We start from the raw sequence: 21,007 nt of genomic DNA, 5'->3' as shown, positions 1-21,007 counted from the left end.
TAAACTAAACCAGTCTGAAGCTGCCTTCTTGCACATCGCGGCTATTCGGACCAACGAAGACACGGAAAGCGCCCTTGTCGCTGCGGTAAGACAGATCGGAGTGATGGTAACGGAGCTGCTCCTCTTTCAACGTGAATGCAGCTGTTCCGCTCTCTCCGGCATCCAGATGCAATTTCACGTACCCCTTCAATTCAAGCATCGGACGAACCACTTCACCGCTTACGTCCCGAACATATAGTTGAACGGTCTCTACGCCGGCACGATCGCCTGTGTTTGTCACCGAAACCTGAATGGTCAGGGGCTGGCCGGCACTCATTTCCGCACCGGATATTTGCAGTTCCCCATACTCGAAGGTTGTATATGACAAGCCGTAACCAAAGGGAAGCAGCGGTTCGTTCGGGCTGTCGATGTACTTCGATACATAACGTTCTTCGGTTTTCTGCGGATCCAGCGGACGTCCGGTGTTGAAATGGTTGTAGTATACCGGAATCTGGCCTGCCGATCGCGGGAAAGACATGGTAAGCCGTGCAGACGGATTCACCGCGCCTGTGAGCACATCGGCGATGGCCGCACCACCCTCGCTGCCCGGGAACCAGGCTTCGAGCACGGCGTCAGACTCCTCGAACACCCCTTGCAAATCCAGCGGACGTCCGTTGAAGAGCACGGTCGCTATCGGTTTGCCTGCTTGCTTGATCTGTCTGACCAGTTCCAGCTGCGCTTCCGGCAGCCGGATATTGGTACGGGATCCGCCTTCGCCGCTCATTTCCGAATCCTCGCCCAAAGCAAGAATGACGGTATCCGCTTGGCTCGCGGCTTCAAGCGCCTCGGCGATTTGTTCCGGTGTAATGGTGTGAACTCCGCTGCCTGCGGCGATATGCAATTTCCCCGATGGCAGGCGCGCTTCCAGCGCCGTGCCCAATTTCGTTGCATCCGCCTTGACGCCTTCGCATGACCACCAGCCCAGAATGTCCTCGCTTTGAGCGAACGGTCCGATCAATGCCACGCTCGCTTCCGGCCTGATCGGCAGAACGCCATTGTCGTTTTTGAGCAGCACCGCCGATTTGGCAGCCAGCTCATGCGATACCTGGCGATGTTGCTGCGAAAACACGATTTCGCGTTCACGTTCCGGATCGGCGGCACGCAGCGGGTTTTCGAACAGACCCAGCTTGTTTTTCAATTGCAGCACGCGGAGTACCGCTTCATCGATAAGTTTCACATCCACTTCACCGTTCTCGACCAGCTCCGGCAAATGGCGAACATAACATGGTGTCATCATTTCCATGTCCAGACCTGCACGGATCGCACGATAAGCTGCCTCGCGATCATCTTCGGCAGCGCCATGCGCGATCATTTCCCGGACAGATGCCCAGTCCGAGATCAGTACGCCGTCAAATCCCCATTCCTCGCGCAAAATGCCTCTCATCAGTTTTTCGTTGCCGCTGGCCGGAATGCCGTCCACCGTATTGAACGAGGCCATGACCATCTCGCACCCTGCGTCGAGCGCCGCCTTGTATGCAGGCAAATAATACTCGCGCAGCTGCCGTTCCGACATGTCCACCGTGTTATAATCCCGGCCGCCTTCCGCCGCGCCATAAGCAGCAAAGTGTTTCACGCAGGCAGCCAGGCGGTCCAGTTCATCCTTCAGGCTGTCTCCCTGGTAACCGCGCACAAATGCAGCGGCAAACAGACTGTTGAGATACGGGTCTTCACCCGTGGTCTCCATGACCCGGCCCCAACGCGGGTCGCGAACCAGATCAACCATGGGTGCAAAAGTAACGTGCAGACCCGATACGGCCGATTCACGCGCCGCGATCTCCGCGCTTTTCTCCGCCAGCTCGACATCCCACGAGCAGCCGATGGCCAGCGGAATCGGGAAAATGGTTTTATACCCGTGCACCACGTCTGCCATAAATAGCAATGGAATGCCCAAACGGCTTTTCTTCAAATAAGCTTGCTGTACATCGATGATTGCCTGCGCTCCCGACAATCCCAAAATCGAACCGCTGGCGTTCACCGACTGTTCGGTGATTCCCATTTCCTCCATCGGGCCCGTGATTTGCCCCTCGACGTCCGTGCCTTCGTAGAAGTTGGCCGTAAGCTGAAGAAGCTGGGCCGTTTTTTCTTCCAGGGTCATTTGGCTGACCAGGTCTTGTAGTTGCTGATTATCCATCCGTTCCATCCTCCGCAAGTCGTTGAAGTCAAAAATAAACGCGTTACAAACCGTTATTACCGGAAATCATGCCATTCGTTATTTTAAAAAGACCCGGCTGCAGTGAAACTACGCGCCGGGTCCGGATGATCGGACCGACAGACCTGCTGTCACATCCCATCATTGTGTAGCTGAAGCATTACTTGAATTTTTCGTTCAGTTCATCCAAGTAAGGTTGAACCAGAGATTGTTTGCTGGCTACCCATTCCTTCCAGTTGGCTTCGAGATCGCCGCTTTTCAGGATCAGGTTGGCGTATTCGCTCGAATAATCGAATGTAGCTTGGTTTTTCGCTTTGGAATCGTAGAGCTGTACATCCCAATCATACGCGGCAAGCGAGTTCGATTTCGATCCCAGCTCGGCTTTTTCTTGGAACAATTTCACCGCTCTGTCGCGATAATCTTTTTTGATTGCCGGGTTGATTACGCTGAAGTCGTCTCCGAGCAGGTACAGTCCTTCAAAACGTGCTGGGTATTTGTCTTCCAGCGTTGTGCCTTCAGGCAGCAAGCTAACCAATTCGTTGTTTTCGTCGTATTTCCAATCTGTTCCTTCAAAGCCCATGTTAATGAGCATTTGGCCTTCTTTGCTTGTGGAGTAATCCAGCAGATCCATGATCCGTTCGAATTTCTCGTCACTGATGTTTGGATTGAAGATCAGGGCAGACCAGAAGTTGGCTTGCTCCAGGTTGCGGTATTTACCGTCCTCGCCCAATACGATGGCAGTGTGTACCAGATCATCGCTATCTACGCCCAGGTTTTTCTTGATATCTGTATCCAGGCCTTGTCTGTAAGAAGCAAGACCGCCCAAGCTGGTTACAGCGGCTGTTCCCGTCACTTTAAAGTTATTTTGGCCCTCATTGTTCTTCCATGTGTAGAACTCCGGATTCAACAAACCTTCTTTATATGCGTCTTGCATAATTTTCAATGCTTCCAATGTTTCAGGTTCTGCCGGTCCCCAATGGAATTGGCCGTCTTCGCCTTTATAGAACGGTGCATCCGTGATGGCATGTACGCTGTTTGGCATGATGATGTTTGTCATCGCGTCAGCGGCATTGTAGGACAGTGGTACAAGTTTGTTGCCCACTTTGCCCGGATCCTTCTCTTTCACCAGTCTTGCATATTCGTTCAATTCGGATGTGGTATACGCATCCTTCAACTCAAAACCTACCGCTTCAGCCCAGTCTTTGCGAAGGGCAATAACGCCGATTTGGTTCGTCAGCGGATCTGCTGGTTTGTTTTCATAGTAGATTGGTCTAGGCAAAATGTAAGTACCGCCCGTCAATTCTTCCAGCTTGTCTCCGAGGCCTGTCAGCGCGTAGGCTGCAGCCACGTTTGGCCAGCGCTCTTTCCAGTCATCCGGGAATTTGTAGAGCAAACCTTGGTCGATATAATTCATGGCATCGCCATGCACGTAGTTCCATACGGCGACGTCCGGCAGGTCGCCGGAGTTGATCCACAAGCGAAGTTTCTCACCCCAGGAATCCCAATCCACGTAGTTGTAATCCCATGTCACGTTGAACTTGTCTGTCCAGAATTTGTGGAAATCGTTATCCAGATTCCCGTCCTTCACTTCGGTCAGATTGGCTACGGAGATGGTCAGATTGTCTTTGTAATTCCCATCCGCATCCTTTTCGTTGCCGCCTTGCGCGCTATTGTTGGAACAAGCGGATACCACCAGCATCAGCATACAGAGCGTGATGGCAAAGATGGATTTTACGGACAACTTTTTGTTCGTTTTCATGCTTTTACCCCCATTTGATTTTGGTAGAAGTCGGGTTATAAATCCTATTGTATAATCAGGTCTTGATAGCCCCTGTTAATACCCCTTTGGCAAAGTGCTTTTGCAGCATCGGGAAGAAACACATAATCGGTACCATCGTTACGAATACGGCAGCCATCTTCATGCCCATCGAGAAGTTGCTGGCTTTGACGGCATCGAGGCTTGATGCGTTGGACGCGTTCGTTTGCGATTGAACGATGATGGAGCGCAATACGTTCTGCAGCGGAAGCTGGTCCGCTTTTCTCAGGAAGATCATCGCGTCGTACCAACTGTTCCAATAAGCGACGCCATAGAAGAGTGTAATGGTTGCGATAATCGGCGTTGCCAGCGGAAGCACGACAGAGAACAAAATTCTCCATTCTCCCGCCCCGTCCAGCCTCGCCGATTCCATCAGCGATTCAGGCACGGTATAGAAGTAGTTCATCATCAGGATCATGTTGAAGGCACTGAAGCTGCCTGCCAGGATGACGGACCACAACGTTCCCGTCAGATGAAGTGTTTTCATGATCAGGTACAGCGGCACGATCCCTCCGTTGAAGATCATGGTGAACAGAACCAGAAAGAAGATGAACCTTTTAAAAGGAAACTTGTTGCGGCTGAGTCCATATGCCATGCTCGTGGTCAAGAACATGCTGAGCGGCAGACCGATGACGAGCAGGATCAGCGTATTTTTGTATCCCGTAAAGATACTTCCATCCGCGAACAGCGCTCGGTATGAATCCAGCGTGAATTCTTTCGGGAACATCAAGAGCGGGTTGCTCGCGTATTCTTTTTGCGTTGCGAACGAAATCATGATGACATTCCAGAACGGAATCAGAATCATGAGCGCAAGCACAAGCAGAACGGCAAAAATGAAATAATCGAGAGCGGTCATTCTATCCGTGCCGATTTTGGATTTGGATCTTTTCTTGCTCATTTGGCTTTTCTTCTCCTCTCTTATCGGAACAAACCGTCTCCGCCAAGCATCTTGGCAAATCTGTCAGCGAGAATCAACAGGATCATGTTCACGAGGGAACGGAACAAGCTGACTGCTGTCGAGAACGAGAAGTCGGTTGAAGACTGGAACGTAATGCGGTAGATGTAAACGTCCAGCACTTCCGATACGTTTTTGGTTGCGGCGTTGGCCAAGTTGAAAATCTGGTCGAAACCGGAAGACATCAGACCGCCGACGGACAGGATAAACATGACTGTGATCGTTGGCATAATATTCGGCAATGTGATGCGGAACATTTGCTGCAAACGGGACGCACCGTCAATCTGTGCGGACTCGTATTGATCCTGGTCAATCCCCGAAATGGCGGCCATAAAGATGATTGCGCTCCATCCCGTCGATTTCCAGATATCCGTAAGCAGCAGCATCGGTACAAAGTTGGATTCCGAACCAAGGAAGTTGATGGTTGGCAATCCAAGCAAGGCCAGCGTGCTGTTGACCAGTCCGTCATAAGCCAGAACGTTGATAACGACCCCGGACACGATGATCCAGGACAGGAAATGCGGGAACGTCAGGATGGTCTGGAACCATTTTTTCCCTCTGCGCATTCTCAGTTCGTTCAAGAGCAAGGCCAGAATGATCGGGAACGGGAACTGGATGATCAGTTTCAGGATATTAATGTACAACGTACGCCATACGGCATCGATAAAGGTCGGGTCACGGAACACGTATTTGAAATTCTCGAATCCAACCCATGGACTGCCCAAGATGCCAAGGTTGGCCTTGTAGTCCTTGAAAGCCAGAGACAGACCGCCCATCGGCATGTAAGCGAACAGAATCAACCACGCGAGCCCCGGTATAAGCAGGGTATAGGTCATTCTGTGCTTCCACATCTCTTTCCAGAGCGGATTGCCGCCAGGGCTTCCCTTCAGCTTTTTGCTAGGTCCTTCGGCTGCAGGTTTCAATTTTGCATCTCCTCACTCTACTGTTGTCTTATCTTCAAACAAAAAATGAAACATCGTTTCCAGATGGTGCTCCCAGAATGTCCACTCATGGCTTCCCGGGGATTCCACATATCGAAAATCGTATGCAGTGCCTTGCATGTACTCCGCAAAGCGGCGGTTCATGTCCACGAACGGGTCGCTTTCACCGCAGCAGTTAAGAATTTCCGGCAATCTTCGGCCCTCTTGCAGCAGCTTGGCGGACAGCGCGTACAAATCCTGGTCGGGTTTGACCTGCAAACGTTCTCCAAAAACCGCTTTCATTTCTTTGATCATACCCGGAGGCATTTGCGGGTCTTGAAGCCGGGTTTGAAGATCGGTCACGCCGGAAAGCGAAACGACCTTACGGTAACGTTCGGGATATGTCAGTGCGCATTTTAACGCTCCGTATCCACCCATCGACAACCCAGCTACGTAGGTTTTGTCTGGATCAGGGTTCAGGTTTAACTGGCGCCTGCATAGTTCGGGCAATTCTTGCGTGATGTAATAAAAGTAATTCAGGCCATACTCCATGTCGGTGTAATAGCTTCGGTTTGCTTCCGGCATAATGACGGTACAGCCGTATTTTTGCGCATACATCTCAATCGTAGTCAAGCGATGCCAAGTGCTCGCATTATCGCCTGCCCCGTGCAATAGGTATATCGTCCCTCCAGAAGTATTTCCGGAGTCACAGGACACGACATGAATGCTGGTGTTCATGCACAAGGTGGCCGATCCCGTTTCAATCGTGATATGTGCCATTTGCAACTCCTTTCTTGTTTGGCTGTTGGTGTACTGTTCTCTCGCAGCCTTTTCTGTTGCAGTCTTCGTGAATCCCCCAAAATGTGCTAACGATTCGAAACGATTTTCTCGAATCGTTTCAAAAGTAGGTTGACGTTTATTTACATAGACTGAAAAACAGCACTTTTCACTTGGAAGCGATTTCTTCGAATCGTTTCGAGTAAATCATAATCCCGATGAGTAAATCCTGTCAATAACCTTTTTGTTTTTTTGCGTTATTTTATGGATATTGGCTCGATTTAAATGGAAATCACCTTGGATTCCACCCTTTTATTACTAATTTTCATCCGATTAGTAACCCAATGTACATTGTTCATTGACATCATTCGCGGATTGTACTAACATAAATTCGAATTTTGTAAACGGATTTAAGAAAACGTTTCACCTCCCTTCCCTCGCGGATTGGATCATGGAAAGGAGCACCTGATGTCTACTCTGCCGAATCAGTTTGTTCGTTCGATCGATGAACAAGGTTTGAATGTATATTCCATTCGTGTCCTCCAGCATGGAGAACTCATCTCGGCCTGGGATCGAAGCAAGGACTGCCGCCGGGTGCAGCATTCGATCAGCAAATCTTTTACGTGCATGGCGATCGGGCTTGCGCTTGAAGAAGGCCTGTTGCGGCTGGATACCCGGCTTGGGGAGTACTTTGCTTATGATGTATTACCCCAGAATCATCCAACTGCCTTGTCTTCAAGAGAGCTTCGCCTGATCGATTTGCTCCGGATGTCTTCCGGACATGACACTCCTCCTTTATTTGCAGATGAACGGGCCGCTTTGAAGGAGAACGATTGGGTCAAACATTATATGTCCCTAGCGCTGGATCGTTTGCCTGGCGAGCATTTCACGTACAGCAGCGGCGATACGTTCATGATTTCGGCATTGTTCCAGGCAGCCGCTGGTCAGACGGTGAAGGATTACCTGACCCCGCGCTTGTTCGAACCGCTAGGCATTCATAACGTAGCGTGGGAAACGTCTCCGCTTGGCATAACGCTGGGATGTGCCGGTTTGCAGATCAGCAACGAGGAACTCAGCCGCTTCGGACAATTTCTGCTGCAGGAAGGCAGCTGGAAAGGCTCGCAGCTGGTGCCTGCCGAATGGATTCGTAGGTCAACCCGCAAACAAATCGAAACAACGGGCGACGGAGACTGGGGGGAAGGATACGGTTATCAATTCTGGATGTGTTCCCATGATGCTTACCGTGCGGATGGCGCTTATGGCCAGCTTTGTGTGGTTCTGCCCAAGCAGCAGGCGGTCGTTGCCGTCAATAGTCAGGAAGAGAACATGCAGGGCATTTTGAACGCGATCTGGGACAGCATTTTACCGCTCTTGAATTAATTTCCTTCAGACCGGCTGAAAATATACGAGTTCTCTGCAACCTAAAAAAGCCATGGAGCACGAGACTCCATGGCTTTATTGAATTACCCAAGTTGCGGAAGTTGGGTCATGTCCGTCAAACACTGTGCGCATATGTAACGCTCTTTGAACTCGTTCACTTCTTCCATCGATCCACAGAAAATGCACTTCGGACGATATCTCTCCAAAATGATATGGTCCCCTTGGACTAAAATCTCTACTGGATCCCCTTCATTCATTTGATACCTTTTGCGCAAAGATTTAGGCAATACGATTCTACCCAATTGGTCAACCTTGCGGACAACTCCTGCTGGTTTCATGCTAAGGCACACCTCTCCTATCGAACTCTAAATTTCTAGGTACATTTGTACTATGTTTATAGATTCGCCGGGCATTTGTCGAATCCTGCTGGAAATAAACATTTTTTGTCCTTTTTTTTGAAAATTGTTTTTTTGCTGAATTTTACCCGCGCTCTTTCTGGTGTCAACGATTAGTCCAGACCCGGAAATTGGAGCTGACGCAATGCTTCATATACGATGATCGCCGCGGAATTGGATAAATTGAGAGATCTCACATCCCCTGTCATCGGCATTCTCATGGCCGTTTCCGGATTGGCGGCAATCAGCTCGGGCGGCAAACCTTTGGTTTCTTTGCCAAACACAAAAAAGTCCCCGTCACGGAACTCGAAGTCGCTATACCGGTTTTTCGCCTTGGTTGTCGCATAAAAAAAACGCCCCTCCGGGTATTTCTGCTGTACCTCTTCAAACGAATCATGGTATTCGATATGCACGGCATGCCAATAATCCAATCCGGCACGTTTCAATGTAGCGTCATCCGTTCTAAAGCCCAACGGACGCACCAGATGAAGATGCGCACCCGTTGCTGCGCAAGTCCGCGAAATATTGCCTGTATTTGCCGGGATTTCAGGTTCAACCAGAACGATGTGTAATGCCATATGTGTTCAATCTCCTTTTATGTGTTCATGAAATGTAATGTAATGTACACGCTTCAAGTCGTTTTTATTCGGCGCACTCCCCTCAACGGCTGCTTGTTCGCCATCTAATGCGTCCGCTGCTCCGATGCGCATGCTTCTGCTATCTTAAAAGAAAAGCCCCCCACACGTCAAATGTGGGGGGCCTTGGCATCACATTATGCCGCGCGTCCATAGCCATGGCCGCCAGCCAATGCTGCGATACTGCTCGTTAACCGTTCGTTTGTTGGAAATGGTTCATGAAATCGGTCAATGCTTTTACGCTCTCATAAGGTGCCGCATTGTAAATGGAGGCACGAAGACCGCCTACGCTGCGGTGTCCTTTCAGACCGACGAACCCTTCTTGTTCTGACGCTTTGATGAATTGTTTTTCCAGCTCCTCCGTAGCAAGACGGAACGTCACGTTCATCAGAGAGCGATCGGAAGCATCGACGCAACCGCGATAGAAGCCTTGGGAAGCATCGATGGCGTTATAAAGAAGCTCTGCTTTTTTGACGTTTTTCTGTTCGATGCCAGCCAGTCCGCCCTGCTCCTCGATCCATTTCAACACTTCATTTACCATGTATACCGAGAAGGAAGGCGGTGTGTTGTAGAGGGAATTGTTGTCCAGGTGCGTGCTGTAACGGAACATCGTCGGGATCGTTTTTGGCGAGCTGCTCAGCAGCTCTTCACGGGCGATGACCACCGTAATTCCGGACGGCCCCAGGTTTTTCTGAGCACCGGCATAAATCATGCCGAATTGATTCAAGTCGAAAGGCTTGCAGAAAATGTCACTCGACATGTCTGCGATGAGCGGCACGGCTCCTGTGTCCGGGAATGCTTTGAACTGGGTGCCTTCAATCGTTTCATTGGACGTCAAGTGCACATAAGCCGCATTTGCAGGCAGATCCAGGTTGGAAACGTCAGGCAAACGCATGTATTTGTCGGCTTCGGAAGATGCGGCGATATGTGTCTCTCCGATCAGCTTCGCTTCAGCCAGCGCTTTTTTGGCCCAGCTGCCCGTCATGACGTAGCTCGCAGTCTTCCCTTCGCTAAGAAGATTCAGCGGCAGCATGGCAAATTGGGTGCTCGCTCCGCCCTGAAGGAACAATACCTTGTATCCTTTTGGGTTGCCCAGCAGCGACAGCAAACGTTCCTGCGCCTCGTTATGTACAGATTCGTACACGGCTCCACGGTGAGACATCTCCATGATGGACATGCCCGTATTGCGGAAATCTACGAACTCGGCTTGGGCTCTTTCCAATACCTCCAATGGCAATGCTGCTGGTCCTGCATTAAAATTGTAAGCTCTCTTTGTCAAAACTTCCCCCACCCTTTCCATCCGTAACTGACATATGAAGTAAATATTATCGCTATGATATCAGTATTCCCTGTCCACTTCAAGGGCAATAAGCACCGTAGCCGACGATCCGGGCAATCAAATTCCTTTATCGCCCTGCAAAGTTAATGCACTGCCACATCAAAATAAAAATATTCTGCCACCATACGCCGAGTGAAAAGACAGCCTATATTGGATAGAAGCTTCTGCAAAATCCGGAAATGCGCTTCATTCGAATTTCCATTCCACTTCCCGCCCCATCTTATCAGGAAAAAACCTCCGGGAAACGTTGTTCCGGAGGTTTTTCCTTCATTAATAGCACGATTCTTCGTCGGCTGATTAGCAGTCGAAGTAGAGGCTGTATTCGTGTGGATGAATACGAATCGCAACGGATTTTGCTTCATCACGTTTCAGGTTGATGTAGTTATCGATGAATTCTTTTGTAAATACGTTACCTTCAGTCAAGAACTCATGGTCTGCTGCCAAAGCATCCAATGCTTCTTCGAGGGAAGCAGGTACGCTGCGGATGTTTTCTTTGTCTGCATCGGACAGGTCGTAGATGTTTTTGTCAAGCGGTCCGTAACCCAGCTCCGTCGGGTTGATTTTGCGTTTGATTCCGTCCAGACCGGCCATCAGCATGGCTGCGAACGCCAAGTATGGGTTAGCTGTGGAGTCAGGTGTACGGAACTCGATACGACAACCTTTAGGTGTCACGGCTGCAACCGGAATACGTACCGCTGCAGAACGGTTACCTTTGGAGTAAACCAGGTTAACCGGTGCTTCGTAACCAGGAACCAAACGTTTGAACGAGTTCGTGCTTGGGTTTGTCAAAGCGATCAGCGCAGGTGCATGGTACAGAATACCGCCGATGTAGTGCAAAGCCATTTCGCTCAGGTTGGCATATCCGCCTTTTTCATAGAACAATGGGATATCGCCGTTGAAGATCGATTGGTGAACGTGCATTCCGCTACCATTGTCGCCGAACAGCGGTTTAGGCATGAACGTTGCCGTTTTGCCATACTGGCGAGCTGTGTTGTGAACGATATATTTGTATACGAGCAGGTTATCTGCTGTTTTTACCAAGGTATCAAAACGGAAGTTGATTTCGGCTTGACCTGCTGTCGCCACTTCATGGTGATGACGTTCAACGGACAGGCCTGCTTCTTCAAGAAGGCGACACATTTCGCTGCGGATATCTTGTTGTGTATCTACTGGAGCTACCGGTACATAACCACCTTTGGTACGTACCTTGAAGCCCAGGTTTCCACCTTCTTCTTTACGGTTGGTGTTCCAGGAAGCTTCTTCGGAATCAACGTAGTAGGAAGAGCTGTTCGTGCCGCTCTCGTAACGTACGTCGTCGAAAATGAAGAACTCGGATTCTGGTGCGAAGAATGCAGCTGTACCGATGCCTGTTTCTTGCAGGTAAGCTTCAGCCTTTACAGCGATGCTGCGTGGGTCACGCTCATAGCGCTCTCCGTCCGGTGTGAAAATGTCACACATAACATTCAGCGTAGGATGTGCAGTGAACGGATCGACGTAAGTCGATTCAGGATCTGGCATCATAACCATATCGGACTCTTCAATTCCACGGAAACCTGCAATCGAGGAACCGTCAAAGGCAACTCCATTCACAAAGGTGTCTGCGTCAACGGCGGAAGCCGGCAAGGAAATGTGATGCGCACGACCAGCCAAATCTACGAAACGAAAATCTACCCACTCGATGTTGTTCTCTTGAATTGATTTCAATACGTTTTCTACCGACATGTATTCGTCCTCCCAAATTTTCCGAACATTAAACAGCCCCGCTAAAGAAAATGTTCATATTCGAATTTTTTTCTGTCGTCATTATAAATCTCAGACTTTACACCGTCAATACTTATGTAAGGTATTTTTTGCGGAGATGTAAGATATGCTCACATTTTATAAATTCTCTGAATTCTCGTAACAAAGTGCAAATGCAGTATTTGACCAGTTTAATGCGGTAAAGCAGGCACTATCTTGTCCTAAATATTGGATATTACCTGCCATATAAATGTTTCTTATCAGTATTGATTAATAAATACGTTCAATGGAGGTGAAATGTGACATCGAAATATGGACTTTTCCCGGAGCTCTACCACAATTTGCGGTCTATTTTATGGGGGCAGCTCCATTCCTCTTTACCCAAACGATAGTTAATCTCTAATCTAAAAAAAAGGGCACCTGCCCCGATCACCAGTATACTTGGCAATCTAGGCAGCTACCCAACATCATATGTCTATGCGCAAAATCGAAACATCATTGAATTAAACGTTAAACGCCCACTCTGGCCGGGAAGAAATCTGCCGGCTGTTTGGCCGTGCTGAACGTTCTGCCCACCAATGGAGCCAACTTCTCCAGATCCTGCAGCAGGCCCGCAAATTGGTCAGGGAACAAGGATTGCACGCCATCGCCCGTCATGGAATTGTCCGGGTCGGTATGCATCTCGATAATCAGTCCGTTCGCGCCAGCTGCCACGGAGGCCTTCGTCATCGGCTCTACGAGCTCGCGGCGGCCCGTGCCATGGCTAGGGTCGGAAATGACCGGCAAATGACTCAGGGACTGCAGAACAGGGATTGCAGACAGGTCAAGCGTGTTGCGCGTGTACGTTTCAAACGTACGAATGCCACGTTCACACAGCATAACATTTGGATTCCCCCCCGCCAGAATGTACTCGGCAGCGTTAAGGAATTCATCGTATGTCGCACTGAATCCACGTTTTAGCAGAACAGGTTTCCCGCACTCGCCCAATTTGCGCAGCAAGTCAAAGTTCTGCATGTTACGTGTGCCTACCTGCAGAATGTCCGCATATTCAGCACAAATATCAACGTATTCGGGAGTCATGACTTCCGTGATGGTCAACAGGTCATGCTTCTTGCCCGCTTCGGCCATCATGATCAAGCCTTCCACGCCTGTTCCTTGGAAGCTGTATGGACCTGTGCGCGGTTTGAACGCTCCGCCGCGAAGCACCTGTCCGCCAGCAGCTTTGACCAATCCGGCAATTTCGTCGATCTGTGCAGCCGATTCAACAGCACAAGGTCCGCCCATGACAACCAGTTCTTTTCCGCCGATTTCGACGCCTTTAATGTTGATGACCGTGTCGGACGGGTGGAAATCACGGCTTGCCAGTTTATAGGATTTCGAGATTTTCACAACATTTTCGACGCCCTTCATTTGGCGCAAATGCTCGGCCATCTTTGGCTCCACCTTGCCGATGAGACCAATAATCGTACGATCTTCCCCTCGGGATACATGAGCTTGAAGCCCTTCCTTTTCGATTACGGTCACGATTTCCTGAATTTGTTCCTCCGCGGCTGACTTGCCTGCAATTACGATCATGATTATCCATCCTTTCATATATGAGAGCTCGCTTGAGATGTATCGATGTCATTATACGATCAAATTCTCTTCCACTTAAACGCTTGTTCGCTTTTAAGCTTTTTAGCTTTTATCCGTTAAAGTGAATATACCATGTTTTTTCCTTATCGTCAAACCTTTTCGTACCACAAACACATCCATCTGTTCTGGTATACAGACTTTCTGTGCAAAGCAGCATGCTCCAATTTAATATTTTCTTCATCTGGTACATCACCCTATCAATGTCGCTATATATATGTAGAAAAGTTTTGTTAATGCTCTGCTTTCCCCCTTGGAAAATGTCTTGCATGCCGCTTCAACGTTTTAACTGCATTTTTCAATCATACTTCATATGGAATGTATGTCTATAACCTCAAAAAAGCCGGCCTCTCAGATCTCAGATCTGAAAAGCCGGCTTCATTCAACCGAATGCATTTACCCCATTATGAATGGTTGCGCGCCTTCTCGCGCACAGGGGGAAGCAGCTTGCTCATGTTCACCGTCCGCTTGATTTCCCACGTTTCCGGTTTGTCGTGTTCGTACTGCTCGAGGTAAGCGATGACTTCTTTCGTAATCGGCGTCGGCGTCGACGCGCCGGAAGTTACCGCCACTTTGGCCACGTCTTGCAGCCATTCCTGCTTGATTTCGGTCACGTCGCCGACGCGGTAAGCGCGAACGCCCGCAATCTCTTCCGACACCTGTGCCAGTCGATTGGAGTTGTTGCTGCGCGGGTCGCCAACCACAATAACCAAATCCGCCTGACCGGCCTGCTCTGCCACGGCTTCCTGACGGACCTGGGTCGCGAGACAGATTTCATTGTGGATCTCGGCACCCGGATACTTCTCCAAAAGCCGGCTCATAATGTGCTTAATGTCCCACTGGCTCATCGTGGTCTGATTGGTAATCAATATTTTGCCTGCCGGCACGTCAAGTTCGGCGATCTCTTCTTCCTTTTCGATCAGATGAACCTTGTCTGGCGCAACGCCGATCGCTCCTTCAGGCTCAGGATGATTCTTTTTGCCGATGTAAATGATCTCGTATCCCTCGGCCGTTTTTTCCCGAATAAGATCATGGGTTTTCGTCACGTCCGGACAGGTCGCGTCAACGGTGGTCAAACCTTTCTCCCGCGCCAGTTTGCGTACTTCAGGCGATACGCCATGAGCCGTAAATATAACCGTTCCGCTCTCCACCTGGCTTAAGATTTCCATTCGATTCGGACCGTCCAGCGTTATGATGCCTTCATCCTCAAAGGAATCCGTTACATGTTGATTATGCACGATCATGCCCAATATATATATAGGCCGGGGCAAATCAAGGTTGCGCGCTGCCTGGCGTGCCAACACCATCGCATCCACAACCCCGTAGCAATACCCCCGCGGCGAAATTCGCAATACTTCCACTTGGTTGCCACCCGCTTTCTTTTTTGGCATTGCTGCCAATGGTTTTGCAGTCTACTCCATTATACCTTTATTCAATAGGCGGAGCAAAGACTACCGGCAGCCAGATTATAAAGGTCGTTCCTTCGCCGCGTCTCGTCACCACTTCCACAGAACCATGGTGTTCCTCAATGATCCATTTCGCGATGGACAGGCCGAGGCCGATGCCAGGCGTTGCCCCGCGCGACTCGTCCGCGCGATAGAAGCGATCAAAGATGTGAGGCACTTCATCCCGTTCCATGCCAATCCCCGTATCGCTGACTCGCAGTCCCACCTGCCCCTTGTACAAAATGGCATCCATCGTCACCGATCCGTCCGGTGTATACTTGAATGCATTTTCAACAAAAATAAACAGCATTTGCTGCAAATAATCCTTGTTGCCGTTCACGTAGATGCCGTTCAGGATGGAGAAGTCCCCCGGATGCCACTCTGCCTGCCTATCGAGGAATTGGGATCTGCGCGCCACTTCCTGCACCAGAATCTGCAGCGGAATCGGCTGCAGCTCGATTTTTTGGCCGGTATCCGCCCTGGCCAGGGACAACATGTCGCTGATCAGCCTGCTCATGCGCTTGCCTTCGTCAGCCATGTCATCAATGGCTTCCAAAGACATTTGCTTGATCGTTTCCTCGTCGAGATTGGATCGCTCCAAGCTTTCCACGTCCCATAGCTTTTTAAGGAAATCCACATTGCCCCTGATCGTCGTCAGCGGCGTGCGCAGCTCATGCGAAGCGTCCGATACGAACCGCCGCTGTGCCGCATTCGTCTCCTCCAGTCCGCGGAAAGACTGCTCCGTGCGCTCCAGCATATTATTTACCGTCTCGATGAGGCGACCGATCTCGTCCTTCGGTCCCGAATACTGGATGCGGACGCTCAGGTCATCTCCCGACTGAATCTGATTGGCGGCATCGATCACGTTGACCAGTGGGCGCATCGACTTGCGCGCCAAGATCAGCCCGGACGTAATCGCCAGAGCCATCGCGACAAGCCAGCCGAAAATAAGAATGTTGAGCAAAGCCTCAAGCAATCTTTCCTGAGAGCTCACGTTGGCGCCAACCTGCAGTGCGCCTCTGATCTCATTGGTTCCCTGAAGGGACAAGGGCTGTTGATTCACCAGAAATGGCGTTCCATTAACGTATACTTTGGATATGCCGCGTTCTTTCAAAATCTCTATTGTGCTCAGCACGGGAAACTGGATGCCGAGCCTCTCCATATTGCCAGATATTTTCACGGATCGGCTCTGATAATCCACCAGCTGGATATATATTTGCGCTTCCTGAAGCTGATTTTCCGTTAATTGATCCAGATCCAGCGACTGGGACAGCGGGTTTACGCCGATTTGTTCCGTAATTCGGGCACTCTTTACCTTTAATTGCTGTTCCACTTCCTGATAGGAATTGAAATAGACGAACGCATAGATGACAACTCCCCAGAAGATCAATACCGCAGCCAGGATGCCTGAATACCAAGCGGTTAATTTTAACCGGATGGACATGTCAGGAGTCACCTCGCAAAATATAACCCGCTCCACGGATCGTTTGGATCAAACGTTTGCCTCCATGTTCTTCCGTTTTCTGCCTGAGCATGGCAATGTAAACCTCAAGCACGTTGGATTCGCCGCTGTAGTCGTAGCCCCATATTTTATCCATGATCAGATCGCGCGACAGCACCCTTTTCGGATTTTGCATGAACAGGTTCAGCAATTCGAACTCTTTGGCGGTAAGCTCAAGCCGTTTGCCGTCGCGAAGCACTTCACGCGAATCATTGTCCAGAATAAGATCTTCATACGTCAGCCGGTTGTCCGCTGCATCGGCGATATCCGATCTGCGACGCAACAAGGCGCGTACTCGCGCGAGCAGTTCCTCCAAAGCGAATGGTTTTACGAGATAATCGTCCGCGCCGGTATCGAGTCCGATCACCCGGCTTTGCACCTCATCTTTTGCCGTCAGCATCAAAATGGGTACCTTGCTTCCTGCCGCACGCAGCCTGCGACATACTTCAAATCCGTCGATCTGCGGCATCATGACGTCCAGCACGACAACGTCCGGTTCCTTATCCATCAATTTGTTCAACCCTTCGGCGCCATTGGACGCCGTCTGCACTTCATACCCTTCGAATGCCAGTCCCCGCCGGAGCATGGACACGATTTTTTCGTCGTCATCCACAATCAGTATCGTTGATCGCATGGTCTTTCCCCTTTATCTTGACGTTTTTATAGTTGTATTTCCATTGTAGCAGGCTGTCACCCCGTCTGCATCTTTATGCCTGAGCTGCCTTTGGTTCGGACAAAAAAACGGAAGGGCATTCAAGCCCTCCCGTTCGTCCCGAGCCTCGAATCCAAACATTTCGTTCCTTCAGGCTGCCGTTATTGTTGCTCGGTCGTTTGTGTTGTATCGTAATCGTTTTTGTTGCCGACTTTCACTTTGATGTCCATTTTTTTGCCATCACGCACCACATTTAATGTGATTTCACTGCCAATCTTTTGCGTTTTGATGAAATCGATCAAATCTTGGCTCGTGCTGTAAGCTGTGCCATTCGCACCTGTAATGATATCGTACGGACGCAGGTCCGCTTGATAAGCAGGGGATTGGTAGATCGTGCTGGCCACGACGGAACCTTCGGTAATGTCCGTGCCCATTTGTTTTGCCACTTCAGGAGTCAAAGCCATAAGAGAAGCGCCGATGAACGGAACCGGCTCCTTTGGAACCTCTTTGTTTTCTTTCAGGTATTTGACGGCTTCCGAAATGACGCTGGACGGAATGGCAAAGCCGATCCCTTGTGCATCTGCGCTGACCGCAACGTTCATCCCGATGACTTCCCCATTCAGGTTAAGCAATGGGCCGCCGGAGTTACCAGGGTTGATCGAAGCATCGGTTTGCAGCAAGTGGCTGTATTCACGCGTTTTGCCCGTATCTTCGTCCGGAATGCTGATTGTACGTTCTTTCGCACTCAATACACCTGCAGTAACCGTGTGTTCAAAGCCTTCCGGGTTACCTATGGCAACCAGCCATTCGCCGACTTGAGTGCTGTTGGAATCCCCAAGGGGAGCTACAGGGAAATCGTCGTCCCCGCTATTTTTCTCGATTTTCAACACGGCAAGGTCAAGATCGAAGCTGCTGCCGAGCAGTTTTGCTTCATATGGCTTGCTGTTGTTCTCCAGCGTTACCTGAATGACGTCAGCGCCCTGTACCACGTGTTGGTTGGTGAGGATATAGCCCGCTTTATCGAAAATAAATCCCGAACCGATGCCGAGCGGAGTCAGCTGGTTGGTGCTTTGCTGCTGCTGTTGGCTTTGGCCGCCATTCATACCGCCTTGGCCCCCGAAGAAGTATTGATACAACGGGTCGCTCAAAGTCGATCCGCCCTGACTGCTGCGCGTAGATTGTTTGGCCAGCGTTTCGATTTTGACTACCGCAGGACTTGTGTTGCTAACAACGGTGGATACATCCGTTTTGCCGGTCGGCAGCAGCGATGCCGTCACGTTGTTGCTGTTTCCCGAATTCGTTGGCGTTGTCTCACTGGTGCTTTCAGTCTGCGTGCTGGTCAGCGCCTCTTGCGGCGTAAACATATTTGTACGATCTGCGGTGTACATCAGCACCGTAATAACGAGCATGCCGGCAATAAAGGAAAACAAGAGCGAACGGATCGAAGAACGACGAGGTTTGCCGCTGCCTCCGTTATTGTTGAAATTCCAATTCCCATTGCCGTTGCCGCCATTCCCGTCGTTGCCTCCGTTCCCTTGGCTGCGAGGAGGTTCGGATGGCCCTGCACTGTAGAATGCGGGTACAGCCTTCACCGGCTCGGGTCTTGTAATCTCAACCGTTCCTTCTTCACGATGATTCGAAGACGATGTATCATTTTGGTTCACGGACTGGAAAGGTCCATAAGAGTAATAATATGAGGAGTCTTCCGTTCCGGATGTATTGCGATTGTCCGCCTGATTAGGTTCGTTTTGTCCATCTTGGCGGTTAGGTCTGTAAGTACGTTCATCCATGCCATTCTACCTCCCAATCTCCTGTTTGCAAGAGATATTCTTTAACTGTCCTTATTTTGTACTTTAAACCTTAACTGTACCTTAAAAACAATTAAAAAGGAGATAAAACCGCATCACGACTGCATTTTTCGCGGTTTATGTCATTGAGGCGGCTTTACCCATCCTTGTCGATAGGCATAAATGGCCAATTGGGTGCGGTCATCCATCTCGCATTTCATCAGCAGATTGCTCACATGGGTTTTGACCGTTTTGATGCTGATATGTAGTTCCTCACCGATATCCTTGTTGCTTTTTCCCTCGGCAATAAGCAAAAGGACCTCTTTCTCCCGTTCCGTAAGTCCGGATTCGTTCTCCCTTGCCGTGCGCTGCCGAATGCCCCTTGTCAACGCCTGGGACACATCTCCCGTCATGACAGGCATGCCGCGATGGGCGCCTTGAAGCGCATAAATCAGCTCCTCCGCCGATACGGTCTTGAGTACGTAACTTACCGCGCCTGCCTCAATCGCCTGCACGACCAAATCATCTTCGAGAAAGCTCGTTAACATGACGATTTTCATACCCGGAAATTCGGACATAACCGCCTGCGTAGCTTCTGCTCCATTCATAATCGGCATCATAAGATCCATCAGGATCAGATCAGGCAGTTCCTCTTTGCCCAATCGACGCAGCTGATCCAGCGCATCCTGGCCATTTCCCGCTTCAGCCACGACATGAAAGGCAGGCTCCAGCATCAAATACGTCTTGAGCCCCATGCGAACCATGTCATGATCGTCCACAATCATAATGTTGACTTTACCGCTCATACCGTTTCCCCCTCAAACTTGTCCTGGAATCTCGGGATGAACACGCGCACCGTCGTTCCCGCTCCCGGTTTGGAAATAATCTGAACCTGTCCCCCCAGTTTCTCGGCCCGTTCCCGCATCGTCGACAGCCCATAAGAACCAGGGCGGTCGGTTTGCTGCAAAAAACCCTGCCCATCATCGCTGACGCTGACGCTGATCTGATGCTCGCTTTCCCTGATCGAAAGACTGACCATGCAAGCTTCGGCATGCTTTACCACGTTGGCCACAGCTTCCTGAATAATGAGAAATAGCTGGTGCTCAATGGCCTCGGACACTCCGCCATCCAGTTCCAGCTCTTTGACGCCCCTAAGGCCATTTTGCCTGCAATAATCGGGAAACCAGCTATCCAGCGCTTCGGCAAGATTACGTCCTTCCAGTTCAACCGGACGGAGCTGGGCGATCAATCCCCGCATCTGACGCTGGGCGACATGCGACATTTGGATAAGCTGGGCAAGCACATTGCGGCCATGCTCCGGATTGATTTCCAGCAGTTTAGGCAGGGAAGAAGCCGACATGTGGATCGCGAACAACTGCTGGCTGACCGTATCGTGCAGATCTCTCGCCATCCGCCTGCGCTCTTCCAGGACCGCGTGTTCGGACGCCTTTTCCTTCTCGATCACCTCGTGTTCTCCAAGACGTTGAAGCAGCCTCATCTTTTTCTCGATGGACTCCATCATAACGTTGAATTCTTCATATACGCGGCCAAAAGAAGAATCTTCCGTCTCCGGCATGCGAACGGCCAGATTCCCCTTGGACACTTTGAGCATGTTGAGATCCAGCAGATCGATCTTGCGCTGCAGCCGCAGTGCCGCGATGTATCCGGTAATCATCGTAGCCAGTACGACGATTGCGGCATACGTCCATGCACGGTGACGGCCGGCCTCGGCCAGCACATCGCCGTACATTAGATAGAAGCCCCCCAGCGTAATCAGCCCGGTCAGGACAAAGTACATCATAAGCTCCCATTTATTCGCCTTTAGAATTGTTCGAAGCATTTTAT

Annotated in this window: 17 protein-coding genes; 1 reads left to right on the top strand and 16 read right to left on the bottom strand. The window is 50.2% G+C overall.

All coding sequences use genetic code 11. From position 1 onward, the window contains the following. Positions 1 to 4 precede the first annotated feature (4 nt). From SNR34_RS09025 to SNR34_RS09005, 5 genes are all read right to left on the bottom strand, one after another. Positions 5 to 2,170: a glycoside hydrolase family 3 N-terminal domain-containing protein gene (locus tag SNR34_RS09025; RefSeq protein WP_486181736.1), complete on the bottom strand. Its 2,166-nt coding sequence runs from the start codon at positions 2,168 to 2,170 to the stop codon at positions 5 to 7. 178 nt (positions 2,171 to 2,348) lie between these two features. Continuing rightward, complete coding sequence (locus tag SNR34_RS09020) at positions 2,349 to 3,947, bottom strand: type 2 periplasmic-binding domain-containing protein (protein WP_236415875.1); 1,599 nt, start codon at positions 3,945 to 3,947, stop codon at positions 2,349 to 2,351. A gap of 55 nt (positions 3,948 to 4,002) precedes the next feature. After that, entirely contained in the window at positions 4,003 to 4,902 is a 900-nt protein-coding gene (locus SNR34_RS09015) for a carbohydrate ABC transporter permease (protein WP_236415876.1), read from the bottom strand. Between the two features lie 20 nt (positions 4,903 to 4,922). Next, positions 4,923 to 5,882, bottom strand: a complete 960-nt coding sequence (locus SNR34_RS09010; protein WP_236415877.1) for an ABC transporter permease — start codon at positions 5,880 to 5,882, stop codon at positions 4,923 to 4,925. 12 nt (positions 5,883 to 5,894) lie between these two features. Beyond that, a complete protein-coding gene (locus SNR34_RS09005) occupies positions 5,895 to 6,659 on the bottom strand; it encodes an alpha/beta hydrolase (RefSeq protein ID WP_236415878.1) in 765 nt (254 codons plus the stop codon). A 465-nt stretch (positions 6,660 to 7,124) separates the two neighbouring features. Here SNR34_RS09005 and SNR34_RS09000 point away from each other — a divergent pair, with 465 nt between their 5' ends. Next, positions 7,125 to 8,036 (top strand): serine hydrolase domain-containing protein, encoded by a 912-nt coding sequence (locus SNR34_RS09000; protein ID WP_236415879.1) that lies wholly within the window; start codon positions 7,125 to 7,127, stop codon positions 8,034 to 8,036. Between the two features lie 83 nt (positions 8,037 to 8,119). On the opposite strand, the gene SNR34_RS08995 is transcribed toward SNR34_RS09000, so the two are convergent. The 11 genes from SNR34_RS08995 to SNR34_RS08945 all read right to left on the bottom strand — a co-directional run bounded on the left by SNR34_RS08995 (position 8,120) and on the right by SNR34_RS08945 (position 21,002). Then, positions 8,120 to 8,374 (bottom strand): AbrB/MazE/SpoVT family DNA-binding domain-containing protein, encoded by a 255-nt coding sequence (locus SNR34_RS08995; protein WP_236415880.1) that lies wholly within the window; start codon positions 8,372 to 8,374, stop codon positions 8,120 to 8,122. A gap of 170 nt (positions 8,375 to 8,544) precedes the next feature. Then, positions 8,545 to 9,009, bottom strand: coding sequence for a tRNA (uridine(34)/cytosine(34)/5-carboxymethylaminomethyluridine(34)-2'-O)-methyltransferase TrmL (gene trmL, locus SNR34_RS08990; RefSeq protein WP_236415882.1), 465 nt, complete (start codon positions 9,007 to 9,009; stop codon positions 8,545 to 8,547). Positions 9,010 to 9,256: 247 nt separating this feature from the next. Next, positions 9,257 to 10,366, bottom strand: coding sequence for a 3-phosphoserine/phosphohydroxythreonine transaminase (gene serC, locus SNR34_RS08985; protein WP_236415884.1), 1,110 nt, complete (start codon positions 10,364 to 10,366; stop codon positions 9,257 to 9,259). A gap of 336 nt (positions 10,367 to 10,702) precedes the next feature. After that, positions 10,703 to 12,127, bottom strand: coding sequence for a type I glutamate--ammonia ligase (gene glnA / locus SNR34_RS08980; RefSeq protein WP_236415886.1), 1,425 nt, complete (start codon positions 12,125 to 12,127; stop codon positions 10,703 to 10,705). A 528-nt stretch (positions 12,128 to 12,655) separates the two neighbouring features. Continuing rightward, a complete protein-coding gene (gene aroF, locus SNR34_RS08975; protein ID WP_236415888.1) occupies positions 12,656 to 13,720 on the bottom strand; it encodes a 3-deoxy-7-phosphoheptulonate synthase in 1,065 nt (354 codons plus the stop codon). 461 nt (positions 13,721 to 14,181) lie between these two features. After that, entirely contained in the window at positions 14,182 to 15,138 is a 957-nt protein-coding gene (locus SNR34_RS08970; protein WP_236415891.1) for a 4-hydroxy-3-methylbut-2-enyl diphosphate reductase, read from the bottom strand. 67 nt (positions 15,139 to 15,205) lie between these two features. Beyond that, on the bottom strand, positions 15,206 to 16,666 hold the full coding sequence (locus SNR34_RS08965; RefSeq protein ID WP_486181735.1) for a sensor histidine kinase: 1,461 nt from the start codon (positions 16,664 to 16,666) through the stop codon (positions 15,206 to 15,208). Position 16,667: 1 nt separating this feature from the next. Continuing rightward, positions 16,668 to 17,357, bottom strand: coding sequence for a response regulator transcription factor (locus SNR34_RS08960; protein ID WP_486181734.1), 690 nt, complete (start codon positions 17,355 to 17,357; stop codon positions 16,668 to 16,670). A gap of 179 nt (positions 17,358 to 17,536) precedes the next feature. Then, positions 17,537 to 19,165, bottom strand: a complete 1,629-nt coding sequence (locus SNR34_RS08955; protein ID WP_486181733.1) for a S1C family serine protease — start codon at positions 19,163 to 19,165, stop codon at positions 17,537 to 17,539. Positions 19,166 to 19,305: 140 nt separating this feature from the next. Then, entirely contained in the window at positions 19,306 to 19,968 is a 663-nt protein-coding gene (locus SNR34_RS08950) for a response regulator (RefSeq protein WP_236415896.1), read from the bottom strand. Further along, positions 19,965 to 21,002 (bottom strand): HAMP domain-containing sensor histidine kinase, encoded by a 1,038-nt coding sequence (locus tag SNR34_RS08945; protein WP_236415897.1) that lies wholly within the window; start codon positions 21,000 to 21,002, stop codon positions 19,965 to 19,967. The genes SNR34_RS08950 and SNR34_RS08945 overlap by 4 nt, the downstream gene beginning before the upstream one ends. Positions 21,003 to 21,007 lie beyond the last annotated feature (5 nt).

Source organism: Paenibacillus sp. XP01 (genome assembly GCF_057364885.1).
Note: the sequence above shows the minus strand (reverse complement) of the source record. Positions and strands in the feature narration are given on the sequence as shown.